The 13,750-nt window shown below is 72.2% G+C and carries 11 protein-coding genes; 10 read left to right on the top strand and 1 reads right to left on the bottom strand.

Translation table 11 applies throughout. The features are described 5' to 3' along the window. Positions 1-137 precede the first annotated feature (137 nt). Positions 138-1,484, bottom strand: coding sequence for a UDP-N-acetylglucosamine 1-carboxyvinyltransferase (gene murA, locus ACIQ6R_RS07675; protein ID WP_121747244.1), 1,347 nt, complete (start codon positions 1,482-1,484; stop codon positions 138-140). Positions 1,485-1,718: 234 nt separating this feature from the next. Here murA and ACIQ6R_RS07670 point away from each other — a divergent pair, with 234 nt between their 5' ends. The 10 genes from ACIQ6R_RS07670 (at position 1,719) to ACIQ6R_RS07625 (ending at position 13,678) form a co-directional block, all read left to right on the top strand. Then, positions 1,719-2,291 carry a YqgE/AlgH family protein gene (locus tag ACIQ6R_RS07670; protein ID WP_404176878.1) on the top strand — a complete coding sequence of 191 codons (573 nt, stop codon included), beginning with the start codon at positions 1,719-1,721 and terminating at the stop codon, positions 2,289-2,291. A gap of 56 nt (positions 2,292-2,347) precedes the next feature. Next, the gene (locus ACIQ6R_RS07665) at positions 2,348-2,641 is read left to right on the top strand and encodes a DUF3039 domain-containing protein (protein ID WP_404219532.1); all 294 of its coding nucleotides are present in this window, start codon (positions 2,348-2,350) and stop codon (positions 2,639-2,641) included. A 184-nt stretch (positions 2,642-2,825) separates the two neighbouring features. Next, complete coding sequence (locus tag ACIQ6R_RS07660; protein ID WP_404219530.1) at positions 2,826-4,124, top strand: extracellular solute-binding protein; 1,299 nt, start codon at positions 2,826-2,828, stop codon at positions 4,122-4,124. Positions 4,125-4,183: 59 nt separating this feature from the next. Continuing rightward, positions 4,184-5,086 (top strand): sugar ABC transporter permease, encoded by a 903-nt coding sequence (locus tag ACIQ6R_RS07655; protein ID WP_345625110.1) that lies wholly within the window; start codon positions 4,184-4,186, stop codon positions 5,084-5,086. Further along, complete coding sequence (locus ACIQ6R_RS07650; RefSeq protein ID WP_310873115.1) at positions 5,083-5,928, top strand: carbohydrate ABC transporter permease; 846 nt, start codon at positions 5,083-5,085, stop codon at positions 5,926-5,928. The genes ACIQ6R_RS07655 and ACIQ6R_RS07650 overlap by 4 nt, the downstream gene beginning before the upstream one ends. A 1-nt stretch (position 5,929) precedes the next feature. Further along, complete coding sequence (locus tag ACIQ6R_RS07645) at positions 5,930-7,543, top strand: beta-N-acetylhexosaminidase (RefSeq protein ID WP_404219528.1); 1,614 nt, start codon at positions 5,930-5,932, stop codon at positions 7,541-7,543. A gap of 263 nt (positions 7,544-7,806) precedes the next feature. Then, entirely contained in the window at positions 7,807-8,700 is an 894-nt protein-coding gene (locus tag ACIQ6R_RS07640) for an FAD binding domain-containing protein (protein ID WP_404176892.1), read from the top strand. Continuing rightward, positions 8,697-10,622, top strand: a complete 1,926-nt coding sequence (locus ACIQ6R_RS07635; protein WP_404219526.1) for a 2Fe-2S iron-sulfur cluster-binding protein — start codon at positions 8,697-8,699, stop codon at positions 10,620-10,622. The genes ACIQ6R_RS07640 and ACIQ6R_RS07635 overlap by 4 nt, the downstream gene beginning before the upstream one ends. Continuing rightward, positions 10,619-12,937, top strand: coding sequence for a xanthine dehydrogenase family protein molybdopterin-binding subunit (locus tag ACIQ6R_RS07630; RefSeq protein WP_404219524.1), 2,319 nt, complete (start codon positions 10,619-10,621; stop codon positions 12,935-12,937). Before ACIQ6R_RS07635 ends, ACIQ6R_RS07630 begins: the two co-directional genes overlap by 4 nt. Before the next feature lie 171 nt (positions 12,938-13,108). Further along, entirely contained in the window at positions 13,109-13,678 is a 570-nt protein-coding gene (locus ACIQ6R_RS07625) for an SUKH-4 family immunity protein (protein ID WP_404219522.1), read from the top strand. The last annotated feature ends 72 nt before the right edge of the window (positions 13,679-13,750 follow it).

The raw sequence follows: 13,750 nt of genomic DNA, 5'->3' as shown, positions 1-13,750 counted from the left end.
CGGCTGCGGGGCCCGTCGTGGCTGGCCGCGCAGTTCCCCGCGCCCCTCTGGGGCGCGCTACGCAACGCCGATGGGGCGGTCACCCGGTACCGGGTGACCGCCCCATCGGCGTGTGTGAGGCGTGCGTACGAGGGGTGTCAGCCCAGGGCCTTGCCCGGCAGTTCCACCTTCGCGCCCAGCTCCACGAGCTTCTCCATGAAGTTCTCGTAGCCCCGGTTGATCAGGTCGATGCCGTGCACCCGGGAGGTGCCCTGGGCCGCGAGGGCGGCGATGAGGTAGGAGAAGCCGCCGCGCAGGTCGGGGATGACCAGGTCGGCGCCCTCCAGCTTGGTCGGTCCCGACACCACGGCCGAGTGCAGGAAGTTGCGCTGGCCGAAGCGGCAGTGGGAGCCGCCGAGGCACTCGCGGTAGAGCTGGATGTGGGCGCCCATCTGGTTGAGCGCGGAGGTGAAGCCGAGCCGCGACTCGTAGACCGTCTCGTGGACGATGGACAGGCCCGTGGCCTGCGTCAGGGCGACCACCAGGGGCTGCTGCCAGTCCGTCTGGAAGCCCGGGTGCACGTCCGTCTCCAGGGCGATGGACTTCAGCTGGCCGCCCGGGTGCCAGAAGCGGATGCCCTCGTCGTCGATCTCGAAGGCACCGCCCACCTTCCGGTAGGTGTTCAGGAACGTCATCATCGAGCGCTGCTGGGCGCCGCGGACGTAGACGTTCCCCTCGGTCGCCAGCGCCGCCGAGGCCCACGAGGCGGCTTCCAGGCGGTCCGAGAGGGCGCGGTGGGTGTAGCCGCCCAGCTCGTCCACACCGGTGATACGGATCGTGCGGTCGGTGTCCATGGCGATGATCGCGCCCATTTTCTGCAGTACGCAGATCAGGTCCTCGATCTCCGGCTCCACGGCCGCGTTGGACAGCTCCGTGACGCCCTCGGCCAGCACGGCCGTCAGCAGCACCTGCTCGGTCGCGCCGACGGACGGGTACGGCAGGTTGATCTTCGTACCGCGCAGCCGCTGCGGGGCCTCCAGGTACTGGCCGTCCGCGCGCTTCTCGATCTTCGCGCCGAACTGTCGCAGCACCTCGAAGTGGAAGTCGATGGGCCGGCCGCCGATGTCGCAGCCGCCCAGGCCCGGGATGAAGGCGTGGCCGAGGCGGTGCAGCAGGGGGCCGCAGAACAGGATCGGGATGCGCGACGAGCCCGCGTGGGCGTCGATGTCGGCGACGTTCGCGCTCTCCACGTGCGAGGGGTCGAGCACCAGCTCGCCGGGCTCCTCGCCCGGACGGACGGTCACCCCGTGCAGTTGCAGCAGTCCGCGTACGACCCGCACGTCGCGGATGTCCGGCACATTGCGCAGCCGGCTCGGCGCACTGCCCAGCAGGGCGGCCACCATGGCCTTCGGCACGAGGTTCTTCGCACCGCGGACCCGGAGCTCGCCCTCCAGCGGGGTTCCGCCGTGGACAAGCAGTACGTCATCAGCGCCGTTGACGGTCATGAATCTCGCGTTCCGTGGGGTTGGGCAGGGGCCAGAAGGGAAAGGGTAATCGCCTTGTACCCCCCTTCAGTAAGCCTGTGCACGGTCCGGCGATGTCATGGGTTTGTCACAACACGAACGGTTCCGGGGCGGGCACGTGCGGTCACGGTGGCGGCGCGCGCTCGGCGCACGTGTTCACCCCCGTGCCCCCGATTGCCTCCCCACGGGAGGGGAACATGCGGGATCATGTCAGGCATGACCGAGGTGTCCTCGCTCACGGGGCGACTGCTCGTGGCAACGCCCGCCCTGGCGGACCCGAACTTCGAGCGTGCGGTGGTGCTCCTCCTCGACCACGACGAGGAGGGTTCCCTCGGCGTCGTCCTCAACCGTCCCACGCCCGTCGACGTGGGCGACATCCTGGAGGGCTGGGCGGAGCTGACCGGTGAACCCGGCGTCGTCTTCCAGGGCGGCCCGGTCTCGCTCGACTCGGCCCTCGGCGTGGCCGTCGTCCCGGGCGGGGCGTCCGGCGAGCGGGCGCCGCTGGGCTGGCGCCGGGTGCACGGCGCGATCGGACTCGTGGACCTGGAGGCGCCGCCGGAGTTGCTGGCCCCCGCCGTGGGCGCCCTGCGGATCTTCGCCGGGTACGCGGGCTGGGGCCCGGGCCAGCTGGAGGACGAGCTGACGGAGGGCGCCTGGTACGTGGTGGAGTCCGAGCCCGGCGACGTGTCCTGCCCGGTGCCCGAGAGACTCTGGCGCGAGGTGCTGCGCCGCCAGCGGGGCGACCTGGCGATGGTGGCGACGTATCCGGACGACCCCTCGCTCAATTGATCTCCCGGCCGCAGCGTGCAAGCTTCGGTACCCCGGCTTTCAGTACCCTGGCATGCATGAGCACTCTCGAGCCCGAGCGCGGGACTGGTACCGGGACCCTCGTTGAGCCGACACCGCAGACCTCCCACGGTGACGGTGACCACGAGCGCTTCGCCCATTACGTCCAGAAGGACAAGATCATGGCGAGCGCGCTCGACGGCACCCCCGTCGTGGCGCTGTGCGGCAAGGTCTGGGTACCGGGCCGCGACCCGAAGAAGTACCCGGTCTGCCCCATGTGCAAGGAGATCTACGAGTCCATGAGCGGCGGCGGAGACGAGGGCAAGGGCGGTAAGGGCGGCGACGAGAAGTAGCAGCCTTCCCGGCCGGGTTCTTCGAAGGCCCCCGGAGTGCGCGCGCACTCCGGGGGCCTTCGCGTTGTCACGAAGTGGTTGAGACCTCTTGTGGACATGTTCATGTACTCCATAACCTCCTGGGTGTTGTGCAGAGCGAAACCGTCATTGCATATGTTGCAACGCACGCCCGGAGGAACACTCCATGAAGCTCGCCCCCCGCCTGGCCGTCATGCTGGCCGCCGCCGTCGTCACCGCGACCGCCTGCGCCCCCCAGACGTCCGACAACTCCTCCTCCGGCAAGGACGAGAAGAGCGGAACGCTACGGATCTGGCTCTTCCAGGAGGTCAACACCAAGCCGAAGGAAAAGGTCGTCGACGCGGTCCTCGCCGACTTCGAGAAGGCGCACGAGGGCACGAAGGTCGACGTCGAGTACATCCCCGTCGAGACCCGCGCCCAGCGCATCAAGGCCGCCTTCAACGACCCCGGCAGCGCCCCCGACGTCATCGAGTACGGCAACACCGACACCGCCGGCTACGTCAAGGACGGCGGACTCCTGGACATCACCGAGGAGTTCGGGGCCTGGGACGAGGCCAAGGACACCGACCCCACCGCCCGGCAGTCCGTCACCGTGGACGGCAAGGTCTACGGCGCCCCCTACTTCGTCGGCGTCCGCGCCCTGTACTACCGGACCGACCTCTTCGACGAACTCGGCCTGCGGGCCCCCAAGTCGCTGGACGAACTGGCGTCCACCGCGAAGAAGGTCCGCGCCGCGAGGCCCGACCTCTACGGCATCGCCGTCGGCGGCGCCTACACCTACGGCGCGATGCCCTTCATCTGGGCCGACGGCGGCGAACTCGCCACCGGCAAGGGCGGCTCGTACGCCTCGGCGATCGACAGCGCCGCCGCCCGGAAGGGCATCAAGGCCTACACGTCCCTCTTCGGCGACGACAACTGCCCCGCCGCCAAGTGCGCCGGCATGGGCGGCAACGACACCGTCACCGCCTTCGCCTCCGGCAAGGCGGCCATGGCGATCGGCGGCGACTTCAGCCGCCAGGCCGTGGATGCCGGGAAGGCGAAGGGCAAGTACGCGGTCGTGCCGTTGCCGGGTGTCGAGCCCGGCTCGATCGCCCCGGCCTTCGCGGGCGGTAACAACATCGGCGTCCTCAAGAGCACTTCGCACCGCACCCTCGCCGTCGACCTGATGAAGCGGCTCGCGTCGAAGGAGACACAGGCCGAGATGTTCGACGCGATGGGCTTCCTGCCGACCTTCACGGACGTACGGCAGCAGGTCGCGGCCGAGGAGCCGTTCGTGAAGCCGTTCGTGGACACCCTCGCCGCGGGCACGAGGTTCGTGCCGGCCTCGCCCGCGTGGGCGACGATCGACTCGTCGCAGGTGCTGCCGACGATGTTCCAGGAGGTGGTCAGCGGCAAGAAGGACGTGGGCGCTGCCGCCGGGGACGCGGCTCGGAAGATGGACGACGCGTTCGGCTCCGCCGGGTGAGGGGGGTGCCTAGTGGCTCGGCGGGTGCGGTGCGTTCGCGGCCGCAGGTCCGTAGTGGCTTGTCGCGCCGTTCCCCGCGCCCCTTCGGGGGCGCTGCCAGTACCCCCTGGATCTACCTCGCCCCCGCTCTCGTCGTCCTTGGCGGGTTGTTGGTCTACCCCGTCTATCAGCTCGGGCTGATCTCCTTTCTGGAGTACACGCAGGCCCAGGTGTCCGGTGGTGAACCGACCACCTTCCAGGGGTTCGGGAACTACGCCGAGTTGTTCGGGGACGGTGAGTTCTGGCGGGTGCTGCTCGCCACCGTCGTGTTCGCGGCGGCCTGTGTGGTGTCGACGCTGGCCGTCGGGTGCGCGCTCGCCGTGCTGCTCACACGGGTGCGCGCGCTGCCCCGGCTCGCGTTGATGATGGCCGCCCTCGGAGCCTGGGCGACTCCCGCGGTCACCGGGTCGACGGTGTGGCTGCTGCTGTTCGACCCGGACTTCGGGCCCGTCAACCGGATGCTGGGCCTCGGCGACCACTCCTGGACGTACGGGCGCTTCAGCGCCTTCGCCCTCGTCCTGCTCGAAGTGGTCTGGTGCTCCTTCCCGTTCGTCATGGTCACCGTCTACGCCGGGATCCGCGCCGTGCCGGCCGAGGTGCTGGAGGCCGCCGCCCTGGACGGCGCCTCGCAGTGGCGCATCTGGCGGTCGGTGCTCGCCCCGATGCTCCGGCCGATCCTGGTGGTCGTCACCATCCAGTCGGTCATCTGGGACTTCAAGGTCTTCACCCAGATCTACGTCATGACCAACGGAGGCGGCATCGCCGGCCAGAACCTCGTCCTCAACGTCTACGCCTACCAGAAGGCGTTCGCGTCCTCGCAGTACAGCCTCGGCTCGGCGATCGGCGTCGTGATGCTGCTGATCCTGCTCGCCGTGACGCTGGTCTACCTGCGGCTGCTGCGCCGCCAGGGGGAGGAGCTGTGAATCTTCCGCGCGCGCGTGTGCGCCGTCCGTGGCGGCTGGCGGCCGAGGCCTCGGCGCTGCTGATCTCGGTCGTGGTGGCCTTCCCGCTGTACTGGATGGTGCTGAGCGCCTTCAAACCGGCCGGGGAGATCGAGTCGACCGAGCCGCGACCGTGGACCCTGGCACCGTCGCTGGATTCCTTCCGGCGGGTGTTCGGGCAGCAGGAATTCGGCCGTTACTTTCTCAACAGTCTGCTCGTGGCGGGCACCGTCGTGATCGCCTCGGCGCTGATCGCGTTCCTCGCGGCGACCGCGGTGACGCGTTTCCGGTTCCGTTTCCGGACCACCCTGCTGATCATGTTCCTGGTGGCCCAGATGGTGCCCGTGGAGGCGCTCACCATCCCGCTGTTCTTCCTCATGCGGGACTTCGGCCAGCTGAACACGCTGGGTTCGCTGATCCTGCCCCACATCGCCTTCTCGCTGCCGTTCGCGATCTGGATGCTGCGAGGGTTCGTGAAAGCCGTGCCGGAAGCCCTGGAGGAGGCCGCCTACATCGACGGGGCGAGCCGGGCGCGATTCCTGTGGCAGATCCTTTTCCCGCTGGTCTTCCCGGGGCTGGTGGCCACCAGCGTCTTCTCCTTCATCTCGACCTGGAACGACTTCCTGTTCGCCAAGTCGTTCATCATCAGCGACACCTCCCAGTCGACGCTGCCCATGGCGCTGCTGGTCTTCTACAAACCGGACGACCCCGACTGGGGCGGTGTGATGGCCGCGTCCACGGTGATGACGATTCCGGTGCTGGTCTTCTTCGTACTCGTGCAACGACGACTCGTCTCCGGCCTCGGCGGAGCGGTAAAGGACTGACGTGACAGACGTGATTCCCCAGCCACGGCAAGTGACCGGCCACGAGGACGACTTCTTCCCCCTCGGCCCGGACACCAAGGTGGTGGCGGACGACGGTACGGAGCACACCGAGCGCTGGCTGCGCGCCACGCTGGGCGCCGCGACCGGGCTGCCGCTCGCTCCCGGGTCGGGGGGCGACGACGTCGTCCGCCTGTCCCTCGACGGTGAGCTGGGCGCCGAGGGCTACCGCCTCGTCGTCGAACCGGCGGGCGTGCACCTGACGGGCGGTGGTCCGGACGGCCTCTTCTGGGGCGCTCAGACGCTGCGGCAGCTGCTCGGCCCGGACGCCTTCCGGCGCGCACCGCTGCCCGGCCGCCGGTGGCGGCTGCCCCTGGTCCGGATCGAGGACGCGCCCCGCTTCCGCTGGCGCGGCCTCATGCTGGACGTCGCCCGGCACTTCATGCCCAAGGAAGGCGTCCTGCGTTACCTGGACCTGATGGCCGCCCACAAACTCAACGTCCTGCACTTCCATCTGACGGACGACCAGGGCTGGCGGGTGGAGATCGAACGCCGTCCGAAGCTCACCGAGACCGGCTCCTGGCGGGCGCGCACCAAATACGGCCACCGCGCCTCGCCGCTCTGGGAGGACAAACCCCACGGCGGTTTCTACACCCAGGACGACATCCGGGAGATCGTCGCCTACGCCGCCGAACGGCACATCACCGTCGTCCCCGAAATCGACGTGCCCGGACACTCGCAGGCCGCCATCGCCGCGTATCCGGAACTCGGCAACACGGATGTGATCGACACCACCGCCCTCTCCGTGTGGGACACCTGGGGTGTCTCCCCGAACGTACTCGCCCCCACCGACAACACCCTGCGCTTCTACGAGGGCGTGTTCGAGGAACTCCTGGAGCTTTTCCCCTCGGAGTTCATCCACATCGGCGGCGACGAATGCCCCAAGGACCAGTGGCGGCGCTCGGCCACCGCGCAGGCGCGCATCGAGGAACTGGCCCTCGCCGACGAGGACGAACTCCAGGCCTGGTTCATCCAGCACTTCGACACCTGGCTCGCCGAACGCGGACGCCGGCTCATCGGCTGGGACGAGATCCTGGAGGGCGGGCTGGCCAAGGGTGCGGCCGTCTCCTCCTGGCGCGGGTACGCCGGCGGGGTCGCCGCCGCGCGCGCGGGACACGACGTCGTCATGTGCCCCGAGCAGCAGGTGTACCTGGACCACCGGCAGCACGCGGGCGAGGACGAACCCGTGCCGATCGGCTTCGTGCGCACGCTGGAGGACGTCTACCGGTTCGAGCCGGTTCCGGCGGAGCTGACGCCGGACGAGGCCGCACATGTGCTCGGTACCCAGGCGAACGTGTGGACCGAGGTGATGGAGAACCAGGCGCGCGTGGACTACCAGACGTTCCCGAGGCTCGCCGCGTTCGCCGAGGTCGCCTGGAGTGCCCTGCCCGCGCCGTCCGACCGGGACTTCGCCGGCTTCGAGCGCCGGATGGCCGCCCACTACCGGCGACTTGACGCCCAGGGCGTCGGCTACCGGCCGCCCGGCGGTCCGCTGCCCTGGCAGCGGCGTCCCGGTGTGCTCGGCCGGCCGATCGACGGACCGCCGCCGAACAAGTAAGGAGAAAGCCCCCAAACGCCACAGAGGAGTGGCAACTCCCGCCCATCGTGCGCACCGCGACTGTCGGCCCATTGTCGGCCGAATGTCGGAGATCCCGTGCGAAATCGGACCATCTTGACGACGAGGTGGGCGAATGCCTCCTAGCGGACCCCCGCGTTCGGGCCCTGCAAAGATGTGCCAGAGTTGCCACGTCCGCCCTGTCAGGTCGTACCGTACGGCCACATGGGCGGGACCAGGTGGGACAGCGGGAAGGGGCAGTCGGTTTGACCACGCACGCACCGCAGGCGGCGCAGGCCGTCACGCTGCCCACGACACTGGACGAGGCCGTGGCGGCACTGGCCGCCATGCCCGCCGCCGTTCCGGTCGCGGGCGGCACCGACCTGATGACCGCCGTCAACTCCGGCCAGCTCAGGCCCGCCGCGCTGGTGGGCCTCGGCCGGATCAGCGAGATCCGCGGCTGGCAGTACCAGGACGGTCACGCGCTGCTGGGCGCGGGACTCACCCACGCCCGCATGGGCCGCCCCGACTTCGCCGCGCTCATCCCGGCGCTCGCCGCCGCCGCGCGCGCCGCCGGACCCCCGCAGATCCGCAACGCGGGCACCCTGGGCGGCAACATCGCCTCGGCCGCCCCCACCGGCGACGCGCTGCCGGTGCTGGCCGCGCTGGAGGCGACGCTGATCATCGCGGGCCAGGACGGGGCCCGCCGGGAGATGCCGGTGTCGCACCTGCTGGCCGGCATGGAGATGCTCCGCGCGGGCGAGCTGATCGGCTACGTGCGCGTGCCGCTGCTGCACGCGCCGCAGGTCTTCCTGAAGGCGACCGGCCGGACCGGCCCGGGCCGGGCGATGGCCTCCGTGGCGCTGGTCCTCGATCCCGCGCGGCGCGGGGTGCGGTGCGCCGTCGGCGCCATCGCGCCGATGCCGCTGCGCCCCCTGGAGGCCGAGCAGTGGGTGGCCTCCCTCATCGACTGGGACAACGGCCGCGCGATCGTCCCGGAGGCGCTGAGCGCCTTCGGCGAGTACGTCGCCGCCGCCTGCATCCCCGACGCGGCCCCGGCCGAGGACGGCTCCGTACCGCAGCTCCCGCCGGCCGTACTGCACCTGCGGCGCATCGTCGCCGCGCTGGCCCGACGAGCACTGGGGAGGGCGCTGTCGTGACCGACGACCAGCACGGAGACCGGCAGAGCGATCAGCACGCGGGGGGCACGCCCCCGAGCGGCGGACGCTGGGACCCGCTGCCCCAGGGCGACTACGACGACGGCGCCACCGCCTTCGTGAAACTCCCCGAGGGCGGCGTGGACGCCCTCCTGGCCTCCGCCGACAGCCCGCTCGCCGCACCCGGTCACGGCTATGTGCCACCGCAGATCACGGTCGCGCCCGCCACCACCGCCGGCACCGACCCGGCGGCCACCGGCACGTGGGCGATGCCGGCCGCACCCGTGGACGGCACGCAGTGGCACGTCCCGGACGCGGGGCAGGAGCCCACCGCCCACCAGGGGTACGCCGAGTACCCGCGGCAGGACCCGTACGGCGGGAGCGCGCCGTACGACACGAACGCGCCGTACGACACGAACGCGCCGTACGACACGAACGCGCCGTACGACGTGAACGCCGGACAGAGCGACCGGTTCACGTACCGGCCCGCGACCACCGGTCAGTGGGACTTCTCCGAGGCCGCGGCCGCGGACGGCACCGTGCGCGAGCCCGGTGCCGCGTCCGGCCAGGACGTGACCGGGCAGGACGTGACCGGCCAGTGGTCCATCCCCGTCGCCGACGGCGACCTGCCGGACGAGTCGGGGGAGTTCACCCAGTCGTCCCTGGCCGAGCAGTGGGGTGGCACCGCACCGGCCACCCTGCCCGGCGGCGCCCCCGCGCCCTGGGCGACCCAGCCGGCCGGACAGCCGTGGGACGACCGCGCGGCCGAGAGCGTGACGGGCGACGGGGAACGGCCGACCGAGAACACGTCCGCACCCGGGACGCACCGGCCTTCGGCCGGTCCGTACGCCGAAACGCCCGCGGAGACCACCCCGGAGACCGAACCCCCGGCACCGACTGCTGCCGGCGAGATGGTGACCGGTGAGCCCCAGCGGCCCGAGGAGGCCTTCGAGGGGCCCGCAGAGCCCTCCGCGGACACCGGCGAGGACGTGGGGGTGGAATCCGGCCCGGAGGCCGCCGAGGAGCCCGTGACGGGCCCGACGCCGGCCGCCGCGCAGGAGGACGCCCCGGAGCCGGAGCCGGAGCCCGGGCAGGAGCGTGAGCGGGACCCGGGGGCGGAGCCCCGCACCGCCCCCCGCACCGAGACCGACCCGGCCGCCACCGAGGCCCACCCGGCCGCCTCCGAGACCGACCCGGCCGCCTCCGAGGCCGATGCCGACCCGGCCGCCCCCCAGGAGCGGACCCCCGCCGGTCCGCACGAGGAGCACCCGCTCGCCTCGTACGTGCTGCGCGTCAACGGCGCCGACCGGCCCGTCACCGACGCCTGGATCGGCGAGTCGCTGCTGTACGTGCTGCGTGAGCGGCTCGGCCTCGCGGGCGCCAAGGACGGCTGCTCGCAGGGCGAGTGCGGCGCCTGCAACGTGCAGGTCGACGGACGGCTGGTCGCCTCCTGCCTGGTCCCGGCCGTCACCAGCGCCGGCAGCGAGGTGCGTACCGTCGAGGGCCTCGCCGCCGACGGGCGGCCGTCGGACGTGCAGCGGGCGCTCGCCCGGCGCGGCGCGGTGCAGTGCGGCTTCTGCGTGCCCGGCATGGCGATGACCGTGCACAACCTCCTGGAGGGCAACCCGGCGCCGACCGAGCTGGAGGCCCGGCAGGCCCTGTGCGGCAACCTCTGCCGCTGCTCCGGCTACCGGGGCGTTCTGGAGGCGGTCAAGGAGGTCGTCGCCGAGCGCGAGGCCCACGCCGCCGCCGACGCGGCCGAGACGGACGCCGACGAACCCCGTATCCCGCACCAGGCGGGTCCGGGCGCGGGCGGCGTCAACCCGTCGGCGTTCGAGCGCCGGGAACCGCCGGGGACACCGGACGCACCGGGACCGCACGACCAGCCCTACGGTGAGAACGGCCAGGACGGAGGCCACGCGTGAGCAACGACGCCGCGACTGCGGAGGCCGCGGGAACCGACGAGGCGACCCCCGTCCCCGAGCCGATCCCGCACGGGCTCGGCGCGTCCCTGCCGCCCGCCGACGCCCGCGCCAAGACGGAGGGCACCTTCCCCTACGCCGCCGACCTGTGGGCCGAGGGCCTGCTGTGGGCGGCCGTCCTGCGCTCGCCGCACCCGCACGCGCGCATCGTGTCCATCGACACCACCCACGCGCGCGAGATGCCCGGCGTACGGGCGGTCGTCACGCACGAGGACGTACCCGGCGCCCCGCTGCACGGACGCGGCGGCCGGGCCGACCGCCCGGTGTTCGCCTCCGAGGTCGTACGCCACCACGGTGAGCCCATCGCCGCCGTCGCGGCCGACCACCCGGACACCGCGCGGATGGCCGCTGCCGCCGTCATCGTCGAGTACGAGGTGCTCGACCCGGTGACCGACCCGGAGCAGGCCTTCGAGGCCGAACCGCTGCACCCCGACGGCAACCTGATCCGGCACATCCCGCTGCGCCACGGAGACCCGGACGCGGCCGGCGAGGTCGTCGTCGAGGGCCTGTACCGCATCGGCCGCCAGGACCCGGCGCCCATCGGTGCCGAGGCGGGCCTCGCGGTGCCGCGCCCGGACGGCGGCGTGGAGCTGTACCTGGCCTCCACCGACCCGCACGCCGACCGGGACACGGCCGCGTCCTGCTACGGCCTGACACCCGAACAGGTGAAGATCGTCGTCACCGGGGTGCCCGGCGCCACCGCCGACCGCGAGGACCAGGGCTTCCAGCTGCCCCTCGGCCTGCTGGCGCTGAAGACCGGCTGCCCGGTGAAACTGACCGCCACGCGCGAGGAGTCCTTCCTCGGCCACGTCCACCGGCACCCCACCCTCCTGCGCTACCGCCACCACGCGGACGCCGAGGGCCGGGTGGTGAAGGTCGAGGCGCAGATCCTGCTCGACGCGGGCGCCTACGCCGACACCTCCTCGGACGCCCTGGCCGCCGCGGTGGCCTTCGCCTGCGGCCCGTACGTCGTCCCCAACGCCTTCATCGAGGGCTGGGCCGTGCGCACCAACAACCCGCCCTCCGGCCATGTGCGCGGCGAGGGCGCCATGCAGGTGTGCGCCGCGTACGAGGCGCAGATGGACAAGGTCGCCAAGAAGCTCGGCCTGGACCCGGCCGAGGTGCGGCTGCGCAACGTCCTGGCCACGGGCGACGTGCTCCCCACCGGCCAGACGGTCACGTGCCCCGCCCCCGTCGCCGAACTTTTGCAGGCGGTCCGCGACTTCCCGCTCCCCGCGCTGCCCAAGGACACGCCCGAGGACGAGTGGCTGCTGCCCGGCGGCCCCGAGGGCGCGGGCGAGCCGGGCGCGGTGCGCCGGGGCGTGGGCTACGGCATCGGCATGGTGCACATGCTGGGCGCCGAGGGCGCCGACGAGGTCTCCACGGCCACCGTGAAGGTCCAGGACGGCGTGGCGACGGTGCTGTGCGCGGCGGTCGAGACCGGCCAGGGCTTCACCACGCTGGCCCGGCAGATCGTCCAGGACACCCTCGGCGTCGACGAGGTGCAGGTGGCGCCCGTCGACACCGACCAGCCGCCGGCCGGCGCGGGCTGCCGGGGCCGCCACACCTGGGTGTCGGGCGGCGCGGTGGAACGGGCGGCCAAGATGGTGCGCACCCAGCTCCTCCAGCCCCTCGCGCACCAGTTCGGTATGTCGACCGAGCTGCTCCAGATCGCCGACGGCAAGATCACCTCGTACGACGGCGTGCTGTCGACGACGGTCGCCGAGGCGCTGGACGGCAAGGAGCTGTGGGCCACCGCCCAGTGCCGCCCGCACCCGACCGAGCCGCTGGACGAGGCGGGGCAGGGCGACGCCTTCGTCGGCATGGCCTTCTGCGCGATCCGCGCGGTGGTGGACGTCGACATCGAGATCGGCTCGGTACGGGTCGTGGAGCTGGCCGTCGCGCAGGACGTGGGCCGGGTGCTGAACCCGGCCCAGCTGACCGCCCGGATCGAGGCCGGCGTGACCCAGGGCGTCGGCATCGCGCTGACCGAGAACCTGCGCACCCCGCGCGGCCTGATCCGCCACCCCGACCTGACCGGCTACGCCCTCCCGACCGCGCTCGACGCCCCGGACATCCGGATCGTGAAGCTCGTCGAGGAACGCGACGTGGTCGCCCCCTTCGGCGCGAAGGCGGTCAGCGCGGTCCCGGTGGTGGCCTCCCCGGCGGCCGTCGCCTCCGCCGTACGCGCGGCCACGGGCCGCCCGGTGAACCGCCTCCCGATCCGCCCGCAGGCCGCGGTGGTCACCGGCAACTGAGCCGCCCGCGCGCGTGAGGCAACGCACAGGGCGCGGGGCGCGTCTGTACGAGTGACGGGCGCGTCCGGTGTGCCGGGCCGCTGTCAGTGGTGCCCCCTAGGCTGCGAAGCGGTGGGGGACCGCTGAGGCTCCCACCGCACGGAGCGCGCCCACGCACACTCGGGGGAGAAGATGCACGAGGTCACCACGGACACGGCGGACACGGCGTACACGACGACGCGGACACCCGCGCGCGTGCCGCTGTTCTGGACGTCGTCGGCGGTGATCGGCTGCCTGCTGGTGTCCGCGGGTCGCCGCACGGCCTCCGGTCTCGCCCTGGACCTGTCCTACCGCCTGCTGGCCGGCGAGTTCGGCCGAGACCGCGTGGTCCGGTACGAGGACATCGACTTCCCGCCGGCCCTCACCCACGAGCCCACCCGCCGCTTCCTGAGCGAGACGGGCCTGCCGGAGAACGCGTTCCCGCTCGCGGCGGACGACGACTGGATACCGCTGCCGACCCTGGCGGAGCACTACGGCGACGGGGCCCTGGGGGAGGCGGCCGGCCATCTCGTCCGGCTGGGCCGGCTGCCCGACGGCAGCGACGTGGTCGTGGACGGCCCGACCGGCACGGTCCTGACCTGGCACCCGTCCGAGACGACCCTGCGCCCGCTCACCCCGGACGTCTCGACCCTCGTCTTCACGCTGTGGCTGCTGCGCCGCGCGGGCGCGGTGGAGTCCGTGACGGGATTCGAACCCGCGTAACTCCGCCCCCCTCTCCTCCTGGCCGTTCCACCAGCTCGGACAGCATCTTGCCTACAAGGCCGAGAAGGCCGA

The sequence above is a fragment of the Streptomyces sp. NPDC096048 genome (genome assembly GCF_044763415.1).
Classification (GTDB): domain Bacteria; phylum Actinomycetota; class Actinomycetes; order Streptomycetales; family Streptomycetaceae; genus Streptomyces.
The sequence above is the reverse complement of the archived record's forward strand: the minus strand, read 5'-3'. Positions and strand labels throughout refer to the sequence as shown.